Consider the following 20221-nt stretch of genomic DNA (forward strand, 5'->3'; position numbering starts at 1 on the left):
GCCTGATGGACGGCGCACGACCCGTACGCGCGGCGCGCGGAACCTCGCTCACCGCGGGGAGCTGGCAGACCGAGGCTCCGCTGCGCATGCTCATGAACAACCTCGACCCCGAGGTGGCCGAACGCCCCGACGACCTCGTCGTCTACGGCGGCACGGGCCGCGCGGCCCGCAACTGGGCCAGCTTCGACGCGATGGTGCGCACGCTCACCACGCTCAAGGACGACGAGACGATGCTCGTCCAGTCGGGCAAGCCGGTCGGCGTCATGCGCACCCACGAGTGGGCGCCGCGCGTGCTGCTCGCGAACTCGAACCTCGTCGGGGACTGGGCCACCTGGCCCGAGTTCCGCCGCCTCGAGCAGCTCGGGTTGACGATGTACGGCCAGATGACCGCCGGTTCCTGGATCTACATCGGTACCCAGGGCATCCTGCAGGGCACGTACGAGACGTTCGCCGCGGTGGCGGAGCGCAAGTTCGGCGGCACCCTCGCCGGCACGCTCACGGTCACCGGCGGCTGCGGCGGCATGGGCGGTGCCCAGCCCCTGGCCGTGACGCTCAACGGGGGTGTGGCCCTGGTGATCGACGTCGACCCGGCCCGCCTGCACCGCCGGGTGGAGCAGCGCTACCTGGACGAGGTCGCGCCGTCGCTGGACGCCGCGATCGAACGCGCGCTCGAGGCCAAGAAGGACCGCCGGGCGCTGTCGATCGGCGTGGAGGGCAACTGCGCCACGGTCCTGCCGGAACTGCTCCGCCGCGGCGTCGACGTGGACGTGGTGACCGATCAGACCTCCGCCCACGACCCGCTCTCCTACCTGCCGGAGGGCATCGACCTGGCGGACTGGCACGACCGCGCCGAGAAGGACCCGGCCGACTTCACCGTGCGGGCCCGCGCGTCGATGGCCAAGCACGTCGAGGCGATGGTCGGGTTCCTGGACGCCGGCGCCGAGGTGTTCGACTACGGCAACTCGATCCGCGACGAGGCCCGCCAGGGCGGCTACGATCGCGCGTTCGCGTTCCCCGGGTTCGTGCCGGCCTACATCCGGCCGCTGTTCAGCGAGGGCAAGGGCCCGTTCCGCTGGGCGGCGCTCTCCGGGGACCCGCGCGACATCCACGCCACCGACGAGGCCGTGCTCGACCTCTTCCCCGACAACGACCACCTGCACCGCTGGATCCGCGCGGCTCAGGACAAGGTGGCGTTCCAGGGTCTCCCGGCGCGGATCTGCTGGCTCGGCTACGGCGAGCGGGACAAGGCCGGTGTCCGGTTCAACGACATGGTGGCCTCGGGGGCGGTGTCGGCGCCGATCGTGATCGGACGTGACCACCTCGACTGCGGCAGCGTGGCGTCGCCCTACCGGGAGACCGAGGCGATGGCCGACGGCTCGGACGCGATCGCCGACTGGCCGCTGCTGAACGCGCTCGTCAACACCGCGTCGGGTGCGTCGTGGGTGTCGATCCACCACGGTGGCGGGGTCGGGATCGGACGCTCGATCCACGCCGGGCAGGTGACGGTCGCCGACGGCACCGCGCTGGCCGGTCAGAAGATCGAGCGCGTGCTCACCAACGACCCGGGCATGGGCGTGATCCGCCACGTGGACGCCGGGTACGACGACGCCACCGAGGTCGCCGCCGCGCGCGGGGTGCGGATTCCGATGCGGGAGGGTTCTTGACCGGCTTCGACCAGCTCTGGCGGGAGCTGCGGCCGATCGGCCGGGTGGCCGGGAGCGGCGGTTACCAGCGCTTTTCGTGGACGCCCGCCGACCTCTCCGGCCGGGAGTGGTTCGCCTCCACGGCCGAGTCGGTGGGCCTGTCCGTGGAGGTGGACCGCAACGGCAACCAGTGGGCGTGGTGGGGCGCGCCGGGGGCGGGCGCCGTCGTCACCGGCTCGCATCTGGACTCGGTGCCGGACGGGGGAGCGTTCGACGGTCCGCTCGGGGTGGTGTCGTCGCTGGCGGCGGTCGCTTCCCTGACGGCGCGCGGCCTGTCGCCGTCGCGGCCGCTGGCCGTGGTGAACTTCGTCGAGGAGGAGGGGGCGCGGTTCGGGCTGCCGTGCCTCGGGTCGCGCCTGCTGACCGGGGCGGTGTCACCGTCGCGGGCCCGCGACCTGCGTGACCCGTCCGGTGTGACCTGGGCCGCCGCGATGGACGCCGCGGGCCTGGACGCGTCCGGCATCGGCGCGGATCCGGACCGGCTGGGGCTGATCGGCACGTTCGTCGAGCTGCACGTCGAGCAGGGCCGCGGGCTCGTGGAATCCGGGTCGGCGGTGGGGGTCGCGAGCGCGATCTGGCCGCACGGGCGCTGGCGGTTCGAGTTCGCCGGTGAGGCGAACCACGCCGGCACCACCCGGCTGGCCGATCGGCGCGACCCGATGCTGACGTTCGCCTCGACCGTGCTGGGTGCGCGGGAGCAGGCCGCGCTGGCCGGGGCGCTGGCGACGTTCGGGCGCGTGTCGGTGGAGCCGAACGGGACGAACGCGATCGCGTCGCTGGTGCGGGCGTGGCTCGATTCCCGGGCGCCGGACGAGTCGTCGCTCGCCCGGGTGGTCGAGGCGGTGACGACGCTCGCGGCCGAGCGGGGCGACCGGGACGGGGTGAAGGTGACGGTCACCGCGGAGTCGACGACCCCCGTGGTCGAGTTCAACGCCGACCTCCGCGACGAGCTGGCGGTGCTGATCGGGGCGGGAGACGCCGCCGGGCGGGCGCCGATCCTGCCGACCGGGGCCGGGCACGACGCCGGGGTGCTCTCCGCGCACGTGCCGACCGCGATGCTGTTCGTCCGCAACCCGACCGGGGTGTCCCACGCCCCGGGCGAGTTCGCGACGCCCGACGACTGCGCGCTGGGCGTCGAGGCCCTGAGCGCCGTCCTGGAACACCTGGTCACCCGGTGACCGGCGCCTACTGGGCCGAGTACGCCTGGCTGCCGGAGGGTGCGGCCGCCGGGGTGCTGATCGAGGTCGCCGACGGGCGGATCACCGGGGTCACGGCCGGTGTCCGGGCCCCGGCGGGGGCCACCCGGCTGGCCGGTCTGACCCTGCCGGGGCTGGCCAATGCGCACTCGCACGCGTTCCACCGCGGCCTGCGCGGGCGCACCCAGGCCGGCCGGGGCACGTTCTGGACCTGGCGCGAGCAGATGTACGCGCTGGCCGCGACGCTCACCCCGGACACCTACTACGCGCTGGCCCGCGCGGTCTACGCCGAGATGGCGCTGACCGGCATCACGTGCGTCGGCGAGTTCCACTACCTCCACCACGCCCCCGGCGGCACGCCGTACGCCGACCCCAACGCGATGGGCGAGGCTCTGATCACCGCGGCCGCCGATGCGGGCATCCGCATCACGCTGCTGGACACCTGCTACCTGACCGGCGGCTTCGACCGTCCCCTCGAGGGCACGCAGCTCCGCTTCGGCGACACCACCGCTGATCGGTGGGCCGGACGGGTCTCCGCCCTCCGCCCCGGCGAGGGGCACGTGCGGATCGGGGCCGCGCTGCACTCGGTGCGGGGTGTGCCGCGCGAGCAGCTCGGGCCGGTCGCCGAGTGGGCGGCGGCCCACGGCGCGCCGCTCCACGTCCACCTCTCCGAACAACCGGCCGAGAACGAGGCGTGCCTCGCCACGCACGGCGTCACCCCGACGCGCCTGCTCGCCGACGCGGGCGCGCTCGGCCCGCGCACGACCGCGGTCCACGCGACCCACCTCACCCCCGACGACATCGCGCTGATCGGGACCACGCGCACGGTCACCTGCGCCTGCCCCACCACCGAACGCGACCTGGCCGACGGCATCGGCCCGATCCGCGCGCTCCACGAGGCCGGCTCCCCGGTCTCGCTGGGCAGCGACAGTCATGCCGTGATCGATCTCTTCGAGGAGGCCCGCGCCGTGGAACTCGACGAACGTCTCCGGACCCGCGAACGCGGTCACTGGCGCGCCGCCGAACTCCTCCGGACGGCGTTCGCACACGACTCCCTCGGCTGGCCGGACGCCGGTGCGCTCCGGGTCGGAGCCCGCGCCGACCTGGTCACGCTCCGGACCGACACGATCCGCACCGCCGGCTTCACGCCCACCACCGCGGCCGAGACCGCGGTCTTCGCGGCCGGCGCCGCCGACGTCCACTCCGTCGTCGTCGACGGCCGTGCGATCGTCGCCGACGGCCACCACACCACGGTCGACGCAGGCCGGGCGCTCACCGACACCCTGCGAGCCCTGGCATGACCAGCACCGTGATCCGTGACATCGGGATGCTGGTGACCCAGGACCCCGACCTCGGCACGCGGACCGACGCCGCGATCGTGTTCGAACACGGCCGGGTCGCCTGGGTCGGCCCCACGAACCAGGCGCCCGCGGCCGACACCGAGATCGACGCCGGCTCCCGGGCCGTGGTCCCCGGCTTCGTCGACAGCCACAACCACCTCGTCTTCGCCGGCGACCGGTCGGCGGAGTTCGCCGCCCGGATGGCCGGCACCCCCTACGCGGCCGGTGGCATCCGCACCACGGTCACCGCCACCCGCGCCGCGTCCGACGACGAGCTCCGGCGCCGGCTGGCCACCCTGGTCACCCAGGCCCACCGCCAGGGCAGCACCACGCTGGAGATCAAGTCCGGCTACGGCCTGTCGGTCCACGACGAGACCCGCTCGCTGCGTCTCGCCCGTGAGGTCACCGAGGAGACGACCTATCTCGGCGCGCACGTCGTCGCCCCCGACACCGACCCGGCCGACTATCTCGCGCTGGTCACCGGCGAGATGCTCGAGCAGTGCGCGCCGCACGCCAAGTGGATCGACGTCTTCTGCGAGCGCGGCGCGTTCGACGGCGACGCCGCCCGTGCGGTCCTCGCCGCCGGCGTCCGGAAGGGCCTCGTCCCGCGCGTGCACGCCAACCAGCTCGGGCCCGGGCCCGGCGTCCGGCTCGCGGTCGAGTTCGACGCCGCCTCCGCCGACCACTGCACCCACCTGTCCGACGCCGACGTCGACGCGCTCGCGGGCAGCGACACCGTCGCGACGCTGCTGCCCGGCGTCGAGTTCTCCACCCGCTCGCCCTACCCGGACGCCCGGCGCCTGCTCGACGCGAACGTCACGGTCGCGGTCGCCACCGACTGCAACCCCGGCTCCTGCTTCACGTCGAGCATCCCGTTCTGCGTGGCGCTCGCCGTCCGCGAGATGCGTCTGACGCCGTCCGAGGCGCTCTGGGCGGTGACCCGCGGTGGCGCCGCCGCCCTGCGCCGCACCGACGTCGGCCACCTCGGAATCGGGGCAAAAGCGGACGCAATTATGCTCGACGCCCCCGATCCGGTCCATCTCGCGTACCGCCCGGGGGTGCCCTTGATCGCGGAAGTCTGGATATCCGGTCAACCGGTCGTCTAAAACCTCCATTAACCAGCGCCGACGCCGGTTCGCCGTCCATACAGTGACGCTGTGGAACCGAGCCGCGATCGCAGGCTGGCCAACGTCCTCGCGCTGATGGTGTGCGGGGTGCTGGCCGGTGTCGTACTGGCGGCTGTCGCGTTTCCGGTGGTTGGCGTCTCCGGTCTGACCGCGAAGTCCGCTTCGGACTCGTTCCGCGACCTGCCGACGGAGATCCGGATCCCCCCGCTGCCGTCCACGTCGACGTTACTGGCCAGCGACGGCAAGACCGTGGTGGCGCAGTTCTTCGAGGAGAACCGGAAGAACGTCGAGCTCGACGACGTCGCGCCGGTGATGCGCCAGGCGATCGTCGCCGCCGAGGACATCCGGTTCTACGACCACAACGGGGTCGACGCGCGCGGGATCGTCCGGGCGCTGGTGCGTAACCAGACCTCGGGTGAGCTCGCCCAGGGCGCCTCGACGCTCACCCAGCAGTACGTCCGATCGGTGCTGCGCTACAGCGCCTCGAGCCCGTCGGAGTTACGGGCCGCCACCGAGGACACGGCCGGCCGGAAACTGCGTGAGATCCGCTACGCGGTGGCGCTGGAGAAAGAGATCCCCAAGAACGAGATCCTGAAGAACTATCTGAACATCACCTACTTCGGCAATGGCGGCTTCGGCATCAACACCGCGGCCGCGCTCTACTTCAGCAAGGCGCCGTCGCAGCTGACGCTGGCGGAGTCCGCGCTCATCGCCGGTCTGGCGCAGAACCCGACCCAGTACAACCCGGTCGGGAAGGACGAGGCCGGCCAGCGCCCGGCGCTCGCGCGGCGCGCGTACGTGCTGCGTCAGATGGTGAAGATGAAGTACATCAGCGCGGACGAGGCGGCCGCGGCGAACGAGTCGCCGATCGGGTTACGTCCGAAGGAGAACGTGCAGTCCTGCGAGTACAGCAAGGCCGGCTTCGGGTTCTTCTGCGGCTGGTTCCTCGACTGGTGGCAGGCCAACCCGACGTTCGGCAAGTCCACGACCGAGCGGCTGGCCATGTTGCGCCGGGGTGGCTACCGGATCGTCTCCTCGATCGACGTGCGGATGCAGGCGGCGGCGCAGCGTCAGATCAACCGGGCGCTCAGCACGCACAGCCGGTTCGCGACCGGGGTGGTCCTGGTGCAGCCCGGCACCGGCCGGGTGCAGGCGATGTCGATCAACCGGAAGTACGGCGTCCAGAAGAACCCCCACGGGCGGACCTACCCGTACACCGAGAACCCGCTGCTCACCGGGTCGTCGATCTCGCCGGGATACCAGGCGGGCTCGACGTTCAAGATGTTCACGATGCTCGCGGCCCTGCAGCAGGGCATTCCGCTGAGCCACACGCTCTACGCGCCCCGGCAGTTCGTGTCGCAGTACGTCGGCGGGTGCCGCACCGGCCGGTACTACTGCCCGAAGAACGCGGACGGGCGGATGACCGGCGTCCAGACGCTGTCCAGCGGCTTCGGCGAGTCCGCGAACACCTACTTCGTTCAGCTCCAGCAGGAGGTGACGGTGAAGGCCGCGGTCGCCGCGGCGGAGGCGGCCGGGGTGGTGTTCCGCGGCTCCAAGGACCGCAAGAACATCAAGTGGGCGCGCGACTCCAACCAGGCGTGGGGCTCGTTCACGCTCGGCACGGCGCAGGTGACCCCGCTGGACATGGCGACCGCGTACGCGACGGTGGCGGCCCGGGGCAAGTACTGCAAGCCCACGCCGGTCCGGTCGATCACCGACCCCGGCGGACGGTCGCTGCTGACCGCGAACACCACGTGCAAGCAGGCGTTCAGCCCACAGGTGGCGGACGCGGCGAACGACGCCGCGCGCTGCCCGGTCGGGGACGGTTCGCAGTCGGGCATCTCGTGCACGCACCCCGGGGGCGGACCGACCGCCGCGAGCGTCGGCGGGACGATCGACCGGCCGGTCGCCGGGAAGACCGGTACCACCGACGACAACAACGCCGGGTGGTTCGTGGGGTACACACCCAACCTCGCCGGGGCGTCGTTCATCGCCAACCCCGACAAGTACTACGACACGGTGCCGGACAGCCATCTGCCGGTTCAGATCGTGCGGGACACGTTCGCGAGCGCGTTACGGGTGCTGCCGGTCAAACAGTTCGTCCCGGCGCCCCGGCGCCTGTCCTGGGGCACGATGCTGCTGGTCCCCGACGTGAAGGGCGAGACACCGGACGGGGCGGTCCACCGGCTGCGCGCGGCCGGCTTCAACGTCTCGATCAACTACCGGGCGGAGGACTCCGACCAGCCCGCCGGCCGGGTCGCGGGCACCGATCCGCCCGGGGGGAGCTACGCGAGCAAGCGCAGCAGCATCCGCATCAACGTGAGCAACGGCAAGAAGACCAAACGCGATCCCCGCGTCGACGAGCTCTGCACAAAGGATCCCAAGCTGCCGATCTGCCGGATCAAGCCCGGCGAACCCGGCTTCCCCGCGGCACCGGGACGGCCCTGACCGACGGTTACGCGCTGACGTCCGGGGTCACGGACAGGGATCCGAGCAGCTCGAGCGAGCGGGCCGTCTCGGAATGCGGCTCGGCGTGGTAGATCGCCAGGATCAGGCCGGGGGTGTCCTGCAGCGGCAGCTTCTCGCGTCGCAGGTCCATCGGCCCGACCTGCGGATGGCTCAGCCGGAACGACCCACCGGCCAGCGGGGCGACGTCGTGCTGCGCCCACAGTCGGCGGAACTCCGGGCTCGTTCGGGACAGCTCGTCGACGAGCCGCGCGACGTCCGGGTCGTCGAGGTGGGTGCCCACCGACGCCCGGAACCCGGCGACCATGCCCTGGACGGCCTGCTCCCAGTCGGTGAACAGGGCCTGCTCCTCGGGGTCGAGCAGGAGGGCGCGCAGCCGGTTGACGCCGGGGCTGATGTTCGGCGAGACGGCGGTGGCCAGCCGGTTGGCCGCCACCACCGCGAACATCCGGTTCTCGACGAAGGCCGGCAGGTTTATCACGTCGAGCAGTTGCCGGATGCCGATCGGCACCGTCTCGCGACGGGCGCGGCGCGGTGCCGGGCGGGCGGTCGAGAGGCTCAACAGGTACTGCGTCGCGGTCGCGTCGAGCCGGAACACCCGGGCCAGCGACTCGAGCACCTGCGGCGACGGGTTGCGGTCGCGGCCCTGTTCCAGGCGCAGGTAGTAGTCGGCGCTGATGCCGGCCAGCGTGGCGACCTCCTCACGGCGGAGCCCCGGTGTCCGCCGCAGACCGGTCGTCCGCACCCCGGCGGAGGCCGGATCGACCTGCTCGCGCCGCGCGCGCAGATACTCCCCGAGCGTGTTCGGCATGCCCTCGACTCTACGGTCGCGCCGCGCGTCGTGCCTGGTCCCCGTACTACCAGGATGAGTGGGGCACTGCCCGGCCCGCCCGGGGGCGTGGAGTCTCGACGGCATGGCACAGACGAATCTCCCCGGCGGCACCTACCCGGTCGCCGACCTCACGCTGACCCGCTTCGGCTACGGCGCCATGCAGCTGGCCGGCCCGCACGTCTTCGGGCCACCGAAGGACCGCGACGCGGCGATCGCCGTGCTGCGCACGGCCGTCGAGTTGGGCATCACGCACATCGACACGGCTGACTTCTACGGGCCGCACGTCACCAACGAGATCATCCGGGAGGCGCTCGCCCCCTACCCGGCGGACCTGCACATCGTCACCAAGGTCGGGGCCCGCCGCGACGAGAAGGGCGGCTGGCCGCACGCGCGCACGCCCGCCGAGCTGGTGGAACAGGTGCACGAGAACCTGCGGCGGCTCGGCCTCGAGGCGCTCGACGTGGTGAACCTGCGTGTCGGCGGCTTCGACACCCCGGAACCCGGCTCGATCGCCGAGCAGTTCGGTGCGCTCGCCGACCTGCGCGAACAAGGGCTGATCCGGCACCTGGGGCTCAGCACGGTCGACGCCGAGCAGCTCGCCGAGGCCCAGGCGATCGCCCCGGTGGTGTGCGTCCAGAACTTCTACAACATCGCCAACCGGCGCGACGACGCGATGCTCGCCGACACCGCGCGGCAAGGCATCGCCTACGTGCCCTACTTCCCGCTCGGTGGCTTGAACCCCCTGCAGTCCGACGCCCTCCACGGCGTCGCGAAGCGCCTGGACGCCACGCCGCTCGCGGTCGCGCTGGCCTGGCTGCTGCAGCGTTCCCCGAACCTGCTGCTCATCCCGGGCACCTCGTCGGTGGCCCACCTGCGCGAGAACGTCGCCGGTGCCGCCCTGTCGCTGCCCGCCGACGCACTGGCCGAACTCGACGCGATCGGCTGACCACCTCGATGCCGCGGCTCCGACGCCACGGCTCGGACGTCATGGCCCTGAGTTCGCGCGGCCCTGAGTTCGCGCGGCCCTGAGCTCGCGGCCCGGGGTTGCCCCCGGGTGTGGCGGTGCGGAAGCTCGGGGTGCGGGGGAGGGGCTTACCTGATGTGCCGACCGGTGCGCACAGCGCACAGTGAATGGCATCGGGAAACCCCCGCTTCACCCCCAGACAGGGAGCCGGCCATGCATGACGTCCACCGCAGCCTCGCCTCACACGGTTTGGTCCGGCCGCGGGAGGGACGCCTCCTCGGCGGTGTGCTCACCGGCCTCGGCGCCCGCGTCGGCCTCGACCCGTGGCCCACCCGCATCCTGTTCCTGCTGGCCCTGGCGTTCGTCCCCGGCTCGTGGGTCTTCTGGGCCTACTTCGTGGCCTGGGTCCTGATGCCGTCCCAGGAGAAGCAGCGTTCGTACACCGAGCCGTACGCCCCCGGTGCCGCGGTCTGAGCGAGGTGGTCCGCCCCGGTCTGCCCGGTTCGCGGCAGACCGGGCGGACCCTCGGGGTGCGGTTGCCCCACGGGGTCGTCGAGCGCCCGGCGTTCAGCCGGGTACGGCCCCACGACCGATACCGACCGCGCGCGCGACGCTTCCCATGGACCGAGCCATGCGGGATGGCACGGAGTCCGGGGCCGGAATCGCGACCGGTCGCACGCGTCCGTTGTGCAACGCGGTGAATCGCCATCCCTCGGACGTGCGCACCACGACGAGCGTCTGCCGGGACGAGCGCCGCTTCGGCAGCACCGAACGCCACGGCATCAGAACCGAGGCGGTGCCGTGCACCACGGCGACCTCGGGGCAGAGGTAGCGGATCGATTCGATCTCACCGACCAGGGCGGAGCCGACGAGCACGCCGCGGAAGAGATCGTCGTGAGCCCGTTGCATCGGCTCACGGCCGATGGCCCGGGTGCCGTCATAGGAGACGTAATCGGAGTCCTCGGTGAAACACGCTCCGTACTCCTCGGCGTCGTTGTCGGTCCATGCCTGCTTCAGGCGATCGAACAGCTCGGTGATCGCCTGATCGTCGGTATCCACGTCTGACCTCCCCACGGTAAAGTTCGAACATCGATCTTTACGATAGCAGGAGGTTTCGATTGTCGAAACGTAAGTTGATCGAAGACGTGGCGGTGGAGCTCCGGCTGCTGCAGCGGAGCTTCGACGCGTTCGACGAGGCGGCCGCTTCCACCCTCAAGCTCAACCGCACCGACCTACGGGCCCTGGACGTGCTCCTGGCCAGCGACGAGCACCTCACCGCCGGCGAACTCAGCAACGCCCTGAAACTCAGCCCGGCCGCGACCACGACGGTCCTCGACCGACTCCAGCGCGCCGGGTTCGCTGCGCGGATTCCCGACCCGGGCAACCGGCGACGCGTCCACGTTGCCGTGACCGAGGCGGCGCGCGCCGCCGAGCGCGAGCTCTATGCACCCGTGGGTGAGGCCGGAGCCGAAGCTCTCAGCGGCTACGACCTCGATCAGCTCGCCACCATCCATCACTTCCTGCGGACCGCCCGCGGGGTCCAGGAGGCGCAGGCCGCCCGCCTCAACTCGTAGTGGGCGCCGCGACCTGCCGAAATCACGAACCGCCTGCGGACACGGACCGAGGGCCGCTCCGCGCGAAACGCGGGGCGGCCCTCGGTCGTTCTGACGTGGAGCCCGCCCAGGACTCGCCCTGGGCGGGCCGTGCACTCAGGCCAGGCCGGCCGAAGTGAGCCACTCCTTGGCGACCACGTCGGCGTCCTTCTTGTCGGCGACGACCTCCTTGACGAGCTGCGCCAGCGTCGTCGTGTCGAGCTTCGCCGAGACCGCGTTCAGCGCGGACTTCGCGGTGTCGTCCACGCCCTTCTTGTAGACCAGCGGCGTGACGTTCTGCGCGCTGAACAGGCCCTTCGGGTCGTCCAGCACGACGAAGCCGTTCGACGGCACGGCCGGGTCGGTGGTGAACAGGTTCGCGGCCTGCACGTCACCCTTCTTCAGCGCCGACACCGTGATCGGGCCGGCCACGTCGAGCGACTTGAACTCCTTGAACTCGACGCCGTACTTGTCCTTCAAGCCCACGATGCCCTGCGCCCGGGTCTTGAACTCCGGCGGGCCGCCGATGACCAGCTGCTTCGACACCGGCGCCAGGTCCTCGAGGGACTTCAGCTTGTACTTGTCGGCGGTCTCCTTGGTGACCGCGACCGAGTCCTTGTCCTCGGCTTCGGCCGGGTTCAGCAGCTCGAGGCCCTCGGGCAGCTTCGTCTTCAGCGCCGCGTCGACCTCCTCGCTGGTGGTGGCCGTCGCGGCCTTGTCGAGGTACGCGAGCAGCGCGCCGTTGTACTCCGGCAGGACGGTGAGCGTGCCCTTCTCGATCTGCGAGTAGATGACCTCGCGCGCACCGATGTTGAGCTGACGCTTGACCTTGACGTCCTTGGCCTCGAGCGCCTGCGCGTAGATCTCGCCCAGCAGCACGTTCTCCGGAAAGTTCGCCGAGCCGACCACGACCTCGCTGCTGCTCGCGGGCTGGTTCAGCGGGTCGTCCCCGGAGTCGCTGTCCCCGCCGCCGCAGGCGGTGAGCGCCAGCAGCGCGGCGGCACTACCGACTGCGAACAACATGCGGACTTGCTTTCTCATGGTTTCCCTTCCAGCGGGGTGTGGCGGTTGTGATGGTAGGTCTGGGGTACGACGATTATTTGACGAGCGCCCGCTGACGGACGCCCGGCGACACGATGAGCCGCTGGATACCGACGAACAGCGCTTCGGTGCCGAGCGCGAGCAGCACCGAGAGCACGGCGCCGCCGATCATGACCTCGTACTCCCGGCGGGCCAGGCCGTCGAAGATGTAGCGGCCCAGGCCGCCGAGCCCCACGTACGCGGCGATCGTCGCGGTCGAGACGATCTGCACCGCGGCCGTGCGCAGACCCAAGACGATCAGGGGCAGCGCCACCGGCAGCTCCACCTGGAACAGCACCTGGAAACCGGTCATCCCCATGCCGTCGGCGGCGTCACGCAGCTGCGCGTCGACCTGACGCACCCCGGCGTAGGTGTTCACCAGGATCGGCGGGATCGCCAGCGCGACCAGTGGCAGCAGCGTCGGCGTCAGGCCGATGCCGAACACCACGACGGTGAGCCCGACCAGACCGACGGTCGGCAGCGCCCGGGCGGCACCGGCGGAGTTCACCGCGAGGAACGCGCCGCGACCGGTGTGCCCGACGTAGAGCCCGAGCGGCAGCGCGATCAGAGCGGCGATCAGCAGTGAGAGCCCGGAGTAGTAGAGGTGTTCGCCGACCCGGGCCGGGATCCCGTCGGTTCCCGACCACTGCGACGCCTCACCGAACCAGTGGATCGCTCGCGAAACGACGTTCACACCGTCACCCCCGCCGGGTCGCCTGAGACCGGCTTCGCCGAGCGGCCGGTGCGGGTCCACGGCGTCAGCAGCCACTGCAGGCCGACCAGAACCGCGTCGGCCAGCACGGCCAGCACCACCGTCAACACGATGCCGACGATGATCGGCGTGATGAAGCTGCGCTGGATGCCGTCCACGAACAGCTGGCCGAGCCCGCTGATCCCGATCAGCGAACCGACGCTCACGAGGCTGATGTTCGAGACCGTCGCCACCCGCAGACCGGCGATCACGACCGGGATCGCGACCGGCAGGTCCACCTGGAGCAGCCGGCGCAGCCCGCCGAAGCCCATCGCGGTCGCGGCCTGGCTGACGTGCTCGGGCACCGATCGGAGCCCGTCGACGACGTTGCGCACCAGAACCGAGAGCGTGTAGATCGTCAGCGGGACGATGACCGTCCAGCCGGTGAAGCCGGTGTAGTCGATCAGCACGACGAACAGGGCCAGCGACGGCAGCGCGTAGAAGAAGCTGGTGAGCGCGAGCACGGGTGCGTAGAGCCGGGGGACCTGCACGCACAGGATGCCCAGAGGCAGGGCGATCAGCAGGCCGAGCAGCACCGGCACCACCGAGAGGTAGAGGTGCTGGCCGAGCAGCTCGGCGAGCAGGTCGTAGTGCGAGGTCACCCAGGACCAGCGCCAGTCCCAGGTCATCAGGCGACCTCGGAGGGCAGACGTCCGCGCAGCGCGCCCATGATCTGCTCCTGGCCGGCCAGCCCGACGACCTTCCCGTCGGCGTCCACCGCGATGGCGTCGCCGGACGGGTTGAGCACGGCGCTGTCGAGCGCGGAGCGCAGCGACTCGTTCCCGAGCACGAACGCGCGCCCGACCGGGAGCGGGTCCCCCTCGGACCCCGGGGCGAGCCACCCCGACGGCTTGCCGTCGGCGTCCACCAGCAGCCGCCACGAGTCGGCGACCCCGCCCGAGGTCACGACCCGCTCCGTGTCCAGCGACAGACCGTCCGACCCGACGAACGACAGCCGCCGCACCCCGCGGTCGTCGCCGAGGAACTCCTCGACGAACCGGTCCGACGGGGAGGCCAGCAGGCGCTCCGGGGTGTCGAACTGGCCGATGCGGCCGCCGACCTCCAGGACGCACACCAGGTCTCCGAGCTTCACGGCCTCGTCGATGTCGTGCGTGACCAGCACGATCGTCTTGTGCAGCTCGGTCTGCAGCCGCAGGAACTCCTCCTGCAGCTGCTTGCGGACGACGGGGTCGACGGCGCTGAACGGCTCGTCCATCAGCATCACCGGCGGATCCGCGGCGAGCGCGCGCGCCACTCCGACGCGCTGCTGCTGACCACCGGAGAGCTGGTGCGGGTAGCGCTTGGCGAACGACGCCGGCAGGCCGACGCGCTCCAGCAGCTCCATCGCGTGGGCCCTGGCCTGCTTCTTGTCCTGTCCGAGCAGGAACGGCACGGTCGCGATGTTGTCGACGATCGTCCGGTGCGGGAGCAGCCCGCCGGCCTGGATCACGTAGCCGATGCGGCGGCGGAGCGTCGGGGGGTCCACGCTCCGCACGTCCTGCCCGTCCACGGTGATCGTTCCCGACGTGGCGTCGATCATCCGGTTGATCATCCGCAGGGTCGTCGTCTTGCCGCAGCCGGACGGCCCCACCAGCACGGTGATCTTCCCGGCGGGGATCTCGAGGCTGAGATCGTCGACGGCGACCGTCCCGTCGGGAAACTGCTTGGTCACGCTCTCGAAGGTGATCACCCGGTAATCAGCGCTCCCGCCCCGTTGTGAATGGAGTTCTTCATGCTTCTGTTGCGTGAAGATAGTGTCAAGATAGGTTCCGCGTAGCCGCTGTTAACTCGGTATGTAGCGTTGAAGGGGCATCGATGTCGGAGGTGTTGCTCGACGGCGCCGCGCTGACCGCCGAGCAAGTGCGCAGCGTGGCGAGGCACGGCGCCCGCGTGATCGTGCACGAGGACGGTCTGATCCGCGCGAGCGCGGCCCACGAGTCGATCCGGGCGCTGAGCGCCGCCCGGCCGGTGTACGGCCGGACGACCGGCGTCGGGGCGAACCGGCTGGTCGCCGTGGAGTACGAGAGTTCGGCCGGACCGGTCGTGCTCGGCCCCGAGGGCAGCGTCGTGCCCGGCGACGCCGCGCCCGAGCCGATCGTGCGGCACGAACCCCACGGTCTGCGCCTGCTGCGCAGCCACGCCGGTGGCGCCGGTCCGCTGCTCGACCCGGTGAGCGTGCGGGCGATGCTCACGGTGCGGGCCAACCAGCTGGCCGCGGGCGGGTCCGGGGTCGCGCCGCACCTGCTCACCGCGCTCGCCGAAGCCCTCAACCGCGGCGCCATCCCGCCCGTGCACGCGTTCGGCGGCATCGGCACCGGTGACCTGCCCGCACTTGCCGTCACCGCGCTCTGCCTGCTCGGCGAGGTGCCGTGGCGCGGTGGGGCGATGGAGGCGGTGCCGTTCGACCCGGCCGACGCGCTGTCGTTCATCAGCTCGAACGCCGGCTCGATCGGCGAGGCCGCACTGGCCTGCGCCGACCTGTCGGAACTGCTGCGCGCCAGCACCGTGATCACCGCGCTGGCGTTCCTGGCCTGCGACGGAAACAGCGAAGCGTACGAGGCCGTCGTCCACCTGGCGCGGCCGCACCCCGGCCAGCAGACCGTCGCGGCCCGGCTGCGTGACCTGCTCGCCGGCCAGCCGGTCAAGGCGGCGCGGATCCAGGACCCGTACAGCTACCGCGCGGTGCCCCAGGTGCACGGCCCGGCGCTGGACGCCGTCGTCGCGCTGGAACGGACGATGAGTATCGAGCTCAACGCCGCCGCGGAGAACCCACTCGTCGACTCGGTCGGGCGCCGGGTGCTGCACAACGCGAACTTCCACACCGCGTACCTCGGGCTGTCCCTCGACGCGATGCGTAACGCGCTGTACCAGACCGCCGCGCTCTCGGTCGCCCGGCTGAGCCTGCTGCTGGAACCCGCGTTCACCGGGCTCGCGCCGTTCCTCGCCGCCGGACCGCCCGGATCGTCGGGGCTGATGATCCTGGAGTACGTCGCGCATTCCGCGCTCGGCGCGCTGCGCCTGCACGCGACCCCGACGTCGCTGGCGACCGCGGTGGTCAGCCGCGGGGTCGAGGAGCACGCTCCGTTCTCCTCGCAGGCCGCACGCAACTCGCTCGACGCGGTCGGCAGCTACCGGATCGTGCTGGCCGCGGAACTCGTGGCGGCCGTACGGGCGCTGCGGATGCGGGGGACGCCGCCGGTCGACGGCCCGCTGGCCGAGGCCTTCGCGTACGCGGCGGAGCGGTTGCCCGATCGTCTCGACGACCGTCCGCTCGATCAGGACGTGGAGGATGCCGCCGGCCTGCTCCCGGCGCTGGCCGGTTTCGAGGGGTGATCCCGGGGCCCGCGCGCGACCGGAGCGTGCGCGTGCGGATGCTCGCGCATCCACGCGCACTCTTTCGCTTCCGTCCACGGGCCCCATCCTCTGTCGCTCAGCGCCGGGTGCGCATCTTTTGACGTCGAATCGTGACCCACTCAACCCATCAACACGCTGGGATTAGAACCTACCGGTCGGTGAAATAGCCGGCTCGTTCGGCCATCCCCTCGTACGCCTCCAGCCGCGCCTGGGTGCGCGCCGGGTCGGCGTCGGCCATGGCTTGCAGAACCACCGCGGCCAGCGCCACCGGCCCCGCGTAGGAGTCGAAGACCAGGCGGGTCCCGACGCCGGCGGCGAGCAACACGTCGACGTCGTCGGCGAACGGCGCGATCGGGGCGTCGGTGACCACCGCGCTGCGGAAGCCGAGCTCACGCGCGAAGCGCAGCGCGGCGATCGTCTCCTCGGCGTAGCGGGGCAGCGCGAACGCGAACACCCAGCGGCCACCGGCCTCCTGCGACTGCAGCAACGCGTCGTACACCGCGCTGCCCCCCGAGGTCACCACGCGCACGTCCGGGTGGATGCGCCTCGCCGCGTAGCCGAAGTAGTCGGCCAGCGGCGCCGAGATCCGGGCTCCGAGCACGGTCAGCGGCATCGACGCCGCCAGGTCCCGGCCCAGCGCGACGACCCGCGAGGGGTCGACCAGACTCTGGCGCAGCGCCTCCAGGTTGCGGATCTCCGCGTCGACCGCCGACTGCAGCTCGTTGCGGCGCACGGTCTCGGGGTCGGGCCGGTCGGCCAGCGCGCGCATCGCGATCGGCCGCAGCGCCTTCTGCAGGTCGGGATAACCGGCGAAGCCGAGCGCGACCGCGAACCGCGTCACCGACGGCTGGCTCACGCCGACACGGCCGGCCAGGTCGACGCTGGAGAGGAACGCGGCCTCGGCGAGGTGGTCGAGCAGGTGCTGGGCGATGCGCCGCTGGGTGGGGGAGAGCCGGTGCGGCTCGAACAGCGCGAGCAGCTGCTCAGTCGGAGTTCGTCCCACGCGACGAGCTTAAGGGGAGGTGGACTCACGCACCCAAAGACGGGGGGACCGGACGAATCGACGATGTTCGGTGCGGCCCTCGACGGCCAGGCCGGCCGCCTGCCGCACGATGCCGTCCAGGTCCCAGTCGACGGTCGTCAACGCCGGGCTGAGCAGAGCGGACATCGGGTGCGAGTCGTAGCCCATCACCGACACGTCACGCGGGACGTCGAGCCCGAGCTGTCGCGCCGCCGCGTAGACGCCGTAGGCGATCGAGTCGGCGAAGCAGAACACGGCGCTGGGTCTCTCGGCGGCCTCCAGGACGGCGACCGCGCAGGCGGTGGCACCGGCGAGCGCGTGGGGCGAGGTGACCAGGCGGACGTCGAGCCCGAGCCGCGCGGCCTCCACGCCCACGTGCACCTCCGCCGGCCGGTCGGGCGTGCTCGGGCGGTTGGGCGTCAGCACCGCGATGTGCCGGTGGCCGAGCCCGGCCAGGTGCTCGAGCGCGAGCGTCACGCCGGTGCGGTTGTCGAAGAGCACCTCCCCGCCCTCGACGCCACGCAGCGGATCGCCGATCGAGACGATCGGCAACGAGGTGGCCAGCGCGGCCCAGTCCGGCGCCGACGGGTCGATCGGTTGCACGACGAGCGCGTCCACCCGCTGGTCGCGGAGCTGGCGGGCGAGGATCGCCTCGCGGGCCGGGTCGCCGGCCGCGTCCAGGATCAGCGCGTACCGGTCCTGGCCGAGCAGTTCGCGCCCCATCGCGACGGCCAGCGACTGCTGCCAGAGGTCCTCCAGCGACCCGCAGAGCAGCCCGACCGTGCCGGTGCGGCCGCTGGCCAGCGCGCGGGCGATCGGGTCGGCCTCGTAGCCGAGCTCGGCGGCGGCCGCGCGGACCCGACGCTGCGTCTCCTCGGACGTCTGCAGGCCGCGCAAGGCGTAGGAGACCGCGGCGGTGGACAGCCCGGTCGCCTCGGCCACGTGGCGGATCGTGGCGCGTTTCCGTTGTTGCGGCACGGTTTCCAGCGTAGTGAGGCGCGCTGTCCGGCGTGGCGTGCGCGGCGTTGCTCCCGTACGCGGTTTTTCTAGGGATATGACGGAACCCGAGAAGACCCCGCGCATCGTCCGTGTCATCACGCCCGAGGACCACCACGCCGTCGAGACGACGCACGCGCGGACCGCGTCGCCGGCCGAGCTCCTGGCCGGGAAGGTCCGCGGCGGCGAAGCCGAGCACGTGGAAGTCGTCGTCGAGTACTGCGAAGGACCGACCGGCACCCACCAGTTCACCGTCGACCTCGGTGACGGTGCCCCGCTGGTGATCCCGGCCGAGCCGCCGGTGGAGGAATGGCTGTTGGCGCACGGCGTCTCGACCTCTTGACGAGGGGGGAGGTTAACCGGTTAACTTCCGAGTGAGTTAACCGGTTAACCCTCTAAGTCGGTAGGAATACCCTTCTGACATGCGTATCGACGTTCACCAGCACCTGTGGCCCCAGCCGCTGATCGAGGCCCTGCGGGCGCGGACGACGCCGCCCCGGCTCGACGGCTGGACGCTGCACACCGCGAGCGCACCGCCGTTCGACGTCGATCCGGCCGACCACGACGTCGCCGCCCGGATCGCGCTCATCGACGCGGACGGGCTCGACCGGGCCCTGATCTCGCTCTCCAGCCCGCTGGGGATCGAGTGGCTGCCCGACGCCGGCGACCTGCTCGATGCCTATCACGAGGGCGTCACGGCGCTGCCGGGACGCTTCGGGGCCTGGGCCGCGGCCGGGCTGCTCCCGGTCGACCCCGGGGCGCTCGAGCGTGCACTCGACGCCGGCTGCGTCGGACTCCAGCTGCCGGCGAACGCGCTGCTGGACCCGGCCGGGTACGCGCACTGCGCCCCCCTGCTCGACGTGCTCGAACGCCGCAGCGCGCCGCTGCTCGTGCATCCCGGGCCGCACCCCGCCCCGCCCGACGGCGCGCCCGGCTGGTGGCCGGCGCTGAGCCCCTACGTCCACCAGATGCACGACGCGTGGCACGCGTTCCTCGCGTTCGGCCGGGCCGCTCATCCCACGCTGCGCGTCTGCTTCGCGTTGCTCGCCGGACTGGGTCCGTTGCACGGGGAACGGCTCGCGGCCCGGGGCGGCCCGGCCCGCCGTCCGGTCGACATGGACGCGTTCGTGGACACGTCGTCGTACGGGCCGCGCGCGGTCGACGCGATCACCCGGGTGCTCGGCGTCGATCTGGTGGTCCTCGGCTCCGACCGGCCCTACGCGACCGTGCCCGACTTCGGCCTGGGCGACGCGTTCGACCACGCGCTCGCCGTCTCCAATCCCGCGCGTCTGCTGTACGGAAAGGGAAAGAAGTGAACTTACCGGCACGCGACCTGACGAAGCGCGAGCTGAAAGAGCTTGTCGACGACCTGGCCGGCCATCCCGAGCGATGGCGCGAGCACATCGCGTTCTCCGACACCGAGCGGCACTACGTCTCGCTATACCGCGACGACCACGTCGACGTGTGGCTGCTCTGCTGGACCCCGCAGAACGACACCGGCTGGCACGACCATGACATCTCGTCCGGCGCGGTGGCCGTCGTCCAGGGCGCGGTGCACGAGAACAACCCGCGGATCGGCGGCGAACACGTCGACGTCGTCGTGCGCGAGGGCGAGTCGTTCTGCTTCGGGCCGGACCACATCCACCGGATGGCGGGCGCCGACCCGGAGAGCGTCTCGATCCACGCCTACTCGCCGCCGCTCTGGCGGCTGGGCACCTACCTGATCACCGACGACGGGGTGATGCGCCGCACGTCGGTGAGCTACGCCGACGAGTTGCGCCCCCTCGAGGTGGCGTAGC

The 20221-nt window shown here is 71.7% G+C and carries 20 protein-coding genes; 12 read left to right on the plus strand and 8 right to left on the minus strand.

All coding sequences use genetic code 11. From position 1 onward, the window contains the following. Window positions 1-5 precede the first annotated feature (5 nt). The 5 genes from hutU to CRYAR_RS10605 are packed head-to-tail and all read left to right on the plus strand — an operon-like array spanning window position 6 to window position 7814. On the plus strand, window positions 6-1664 hold the full coding sequence (hutU, locus tag CRYAR_RS10585; protein ID WP_035850218.1) for a urocanate hydratase: 1659 nt from the start codon (window positions 6-8) through the stop codon (window positions 1662-1664). Beyond that, entirely contained in the window at window positions 1661-2881 is a 1221-nt protein-coding gene (locus CRYAR_RS10590; protein WP_035850220.1) for an allantoate amidohydrolase, read from the plus strand. Before hutU ends, CRYAR_RS10590 begins: the two co-directional genes overlap by 4 nt. Beyond that, on the plus strand, window positions 2878-4200 hold the full coding sequence (locus CRYAR_RS10595) for a formimidoylglutamate deiminase (RefSeq protein ID WP_035850221.1): 1323 nt from the start codon (window positions 2878-2880) through the stop codon (window positions 4198-4200). Before CRYAR_RS10590 ends, CRYAR_RS10595 begins: the two co-directional genes overlap by 4 nt. Further along, on the plus strand, window positions 4197-5345 hold the full coding sequence (hutI, locus tag CRYAR_RS10600; RefSeq protein WP_051570011.1) for an imidazolonepropionase: 1149 nt from the start codon (window positions 4197-4199) through the stop codon (window positions 5343-5345). The genes CRYAR_RS10595 and hutI overlap by 4 nt, the downstream gene beginning before the upstream one ends. A gap of 51 nt (window positions 5346-5396) precedes the next feature. Beyond that, window positions 5397-7814 (plus strand): penicillin-binding protein, encoded by a 2418-nt coding sequence (locus tag CRYAR_RS10605; RefSeq protein ID WP_035850222.1) that lies wholly within the window; start codon window positions 5397-5399, stop codon window positions 7812-7814. A 7-nt stretch (window positions 7815-7821) separates the two neighbouring features. On the opposite strand, the gene CRYAR_RS10610 is transcribed toward CRYAR_RS10605, so the two are convergent. Beyond that, window positions 7822-8643: a helix-turn-helix transcriptional regulator gene (locus CRYAR_RS10610; RefSeq protein WP_035850224.1), complete on the minus strand. Its 822-nt coding sequence runs from the start codon at window positions 8641-8643 to the stop codon at window positions 7822-7824. Between the two features lie 103 nt (window positions 8644-8746). On the opposite strand from CRYAR_RS10610, the gene CRYAR_RS10615 reads away from it, so the two are divergent. Together CRYAR_RS10615 and CRYAR_RS10620 are read left to right on the plus strand one after the other, a co-directional pair. Further along, window positions 8747-9610, plus strand: coding sequence for an oxidoreductase (locus CRYAR_RS10615; protein WP_035850226.1), 864 nt, complete (start codon window positions 8747-8749; stop codon window positions 9608-9610). 231 nt (window positions 9611-9841) lie between these two features. Continuing rightward, window positions 9842-10102: a PspC domain-containing protein gene (locus CRYAR_RS10620; RefSeq protein ID WP_035850227.1), complete on the plus strand. Its 261-nt coding sequence runs from the start codon at window positions 9842-9844 to the stop codon at window positions 10100-10102. Window positions 10103-10195: 93 nt separating this feature from the next. Here CRYAR_RS10620 and CRYAR_RS10625 read toward each other — a convergent pair whose 3' ends face one another. Next, window positions 10196-10687 carry an SgcJ/EcaC family oxidoreductase gene (locus tag CRYAR_RS10625; protein ID WP_035850229.1) on the minus strand — a complete coding sequence of 164 codons (492 nt, stop codon included), beginning with the start codon at window positions 10685-10687 and terminating at the stop codon, window positions 10196-10198. Between the two features lie 59 nt (window positions 10688-10746). On the opposite strand from CRYAR_RS10625, the gene CRYAR_RS10630 reads away from it, so the two are divergent. After that, window positions 10747-11202: a MarR family winged helix-turn-helix transcriptional regulator gene (locus tag CRYAR_RS10630; RefSeq protein WP_035850230.1), complete on the plus strand. Its 456-nt coding sequence runs from the start codon at window positions 10747-10749 to the stop codon at window positions 11200-11202. Between the two features lie 135 nt (window positions 11203-11337). Here CRYAR_RS10630 and CRYAR_RS10635 read toward each other — a convergent pair whose 3' ends face one another. The 4 genes from CRYAR_RS10635 to CRYAR_RS10650 form a co-directional block, all read right to left on the minus strand. Then, entirely contained in the window at window positions 11338-12243 is a 906-nt protein-coding gene (locus CRYAR_RS10635; RefSeq protein WP_211247380.1) for an ABC transporter substrate-binding protein, read from the minus strand. A gap of 73 nt (window positions 12244-12316) precedes the next feature. After that, window positions 12317-12994 carry an ABC transporter permease gene (locus tag CRYAR_RS10640; RefSeq protein WP_035861720.1) on the minus strand — a complete coding sequence of 226 codons (678 nt, stop codon included), beginning with the start codon at window positions 12992-12994 and terminating at the stop codon, window positions 12317-12319. Continuing rightward, a complete protein-coding gene (locus tag CRYAR_RS10645) occupies window positions 12991-13680 on the minus strand; it encodes an ABC transporter permease (protein ID WP_035850234.1) in 690 nt (229 codons plus the stop codon). The genes CRYAR_RS10640 and CRYAR_RS10645 overlap by 4 nt, the downstream gene beginning before the upstream one ends. Beyond that, complete coding sequence (locus CRYAR_RS10650) at window positions 13680-14741, minus strand: ABC transporter ATP-binding protein (RefSeq protein ID WP_035850236.1); 1062 nt, start codon at window positions 14739-14741, stop codon at window positions 13680-13682. Before CRYAR_RS10650 ends, CRYAR_RS10645 begins: the two co-directional genes overlap by 1 nt. Before the next feature lie 125 nt (window positions 14742-14866). Between CRYAR_RS10650 and CRYAR_RS10655 the strand changes: the two genes are divergently transcribed. Continuing rightward, complete coding sequence (locus tag CRYAR_RS10655) at window positions 14867-16384, plus strand: aromatic amino acid ammonia-lyase (RefSeq protein WP_035850237.1); 1518 nt, start codon at window positions 14867-14869, stop codon at window positions 16382-16384. 169 nt (window positions 16385-16553) lie between these two features. Here the strand turns inward: CRYAR_RS10655 and CRYAR_RS10660 are convergent, their stop codons facing one another. Together CRYAR_RS10660 and CRYAR_RS10665 are read right to left on the minus strand one after the other, a co-directional pair. Then, entirely contained in the window at window positions 16554-17408 is an 855-nt protein-coding gene (locus CRYAR_RS10660; RefSeq protein ID WP_035850239.1) for a MurR/RpiR family transcriptional regulator, read from the minus strand. 9 nt (window positions 17409-17417) lie between these two features. Further along, window positions 17418-18404 carry a LacI family DNA-binding transcriptional regulator gene (locus CRYAR_RS10665; RefSeq protein ID WP_035850241.1) on the minus strand — a complete coding sequence of 329 codons (987 nt, stop codon included), beginning with the start codon at window positions 18402-18404 and terminating at the stop codon, window positions 17418-17420. Between the two features lie 76 nt (window positions 18405-18480). Here CRYAR_RS10665 and CRYAR_RS10670 point away from each other — a divergent pair, with 76 nt between their 5' ends. The 3 genes from CRYAR_RS10670 (at window position 18481) to CRYAR_RS10680 (ending at window position 20220) form a co-directional block, all read left to right on the plus strand. Next, a complete protein-coding gene (locus tag CRYAR_RS10670) occupies window positions 18481-18765 on the plus strand; it encodes a hypothetical protein (protein WP_035850244.1) in 285 nt (94 codons plus the stop codon). Between the two features lie 79 nt (window positions 18766-18844). After that, window positions 18845-19738, plus strand: coding sequence for an amidohydrolase family protein (locus CRYAR_RS10675; RefSeq protein ID WP_035850247.1), 894 nt, complete (start codon window positions 18845-18847; stop codon window positions 19736-19738). Then, entirely contained in the window at window positions 19735-20220 is a 486-nt protein-coding gene (locus tag CRYAR_RS10680; protein WP_035850249.1) for a cysteine dioxygenase, read from the plus strand. The genes CRYAR_RS10675 and CRYAR_RS10680 overlap by 4 nt, the downstream gene beginning before the upstream one ends. Window position 20221: the final 1 nt, after the last annotated feature.

The organism is Cryptosporangium arvum DSM 44712 (assembly GCF_000585375.1).
Classification (GTDB): domain Bacteria; phylum Actinomycetota; class Actinomycetes; order Mycobacteriales; family Cryptosporangiaceae; genus Cryptosporangium; species Cryptosporangium arvum.

Coding starts and splice junctions, on each gene's coding strand:
- hutU (WP_035850218.1), top strand. CDS start 6: ATGGACGGCGCACGACCCGTACGCGCGGCGCGCGGAACCTCGCTCACC.
- hutI (WP_051570011.1), top strand. CDS start 4,197: ATGACCAGCACCGTGATCCGTGACATCGGGATGCTGGTGACCCAGGAC.
- CRYAR_RS10610 (WP_035850224.1), bottom strand. CDS start 8,643: ATGCCGAACACGCTCGGGGAGTATCTGCGCGCGCGGCGCGAGCAGGTC.
- CRYAR_RS10615 (WP_035850226.1), top strand. CDS start 8,747: ATGGCACAGACGAATCTCCCCGGCGGCACCTACCCGGTCGCCGACCTC.
- CRYAR_RS10620 (WP_035850227.1), top strand. CDS start 9,842: ATGCATGACGTCCACCGCAGCCTCGCCTCACACGGTTTGGTCCGGCCG.
- CRYAR_RS10635 (WP_211247380.1), bottom strand. CDS start 12,243: ATGTTGTTCGCAGTCGGTAGTGCCGCCGCGCTGCTGGCGCTCACCGCC.
- CRYAR_RS10645 (WP_035850234.1), bottom strand. CDS start 13,680: ATGACCTGGGACTGGCGCTGGTCCTGGGTGACCTCGCACTACGACCTG.
- CRYAR_RS10655 (WP_035850237.1), top strand. CDS start 14,867: ATGTCGGAGGTGTTGCTCGACGGCGCCGCGCTGACCGCCGAGCAAGTG.
- CRYAR_RS10670 (WP_035850244.1), top strand. CDS start 18,481: ATGACGGAACCCGAGAAGACCCCGCGCATCGTCCGTGTCATCACGCCC.
- CRYAR_RS10675 (WP_035850247.1), top strand. CDS start 18,845: ATGCGTATCGACGTTCACCAGCACCTGTGGCCCCAGCCGCTGATCGAG.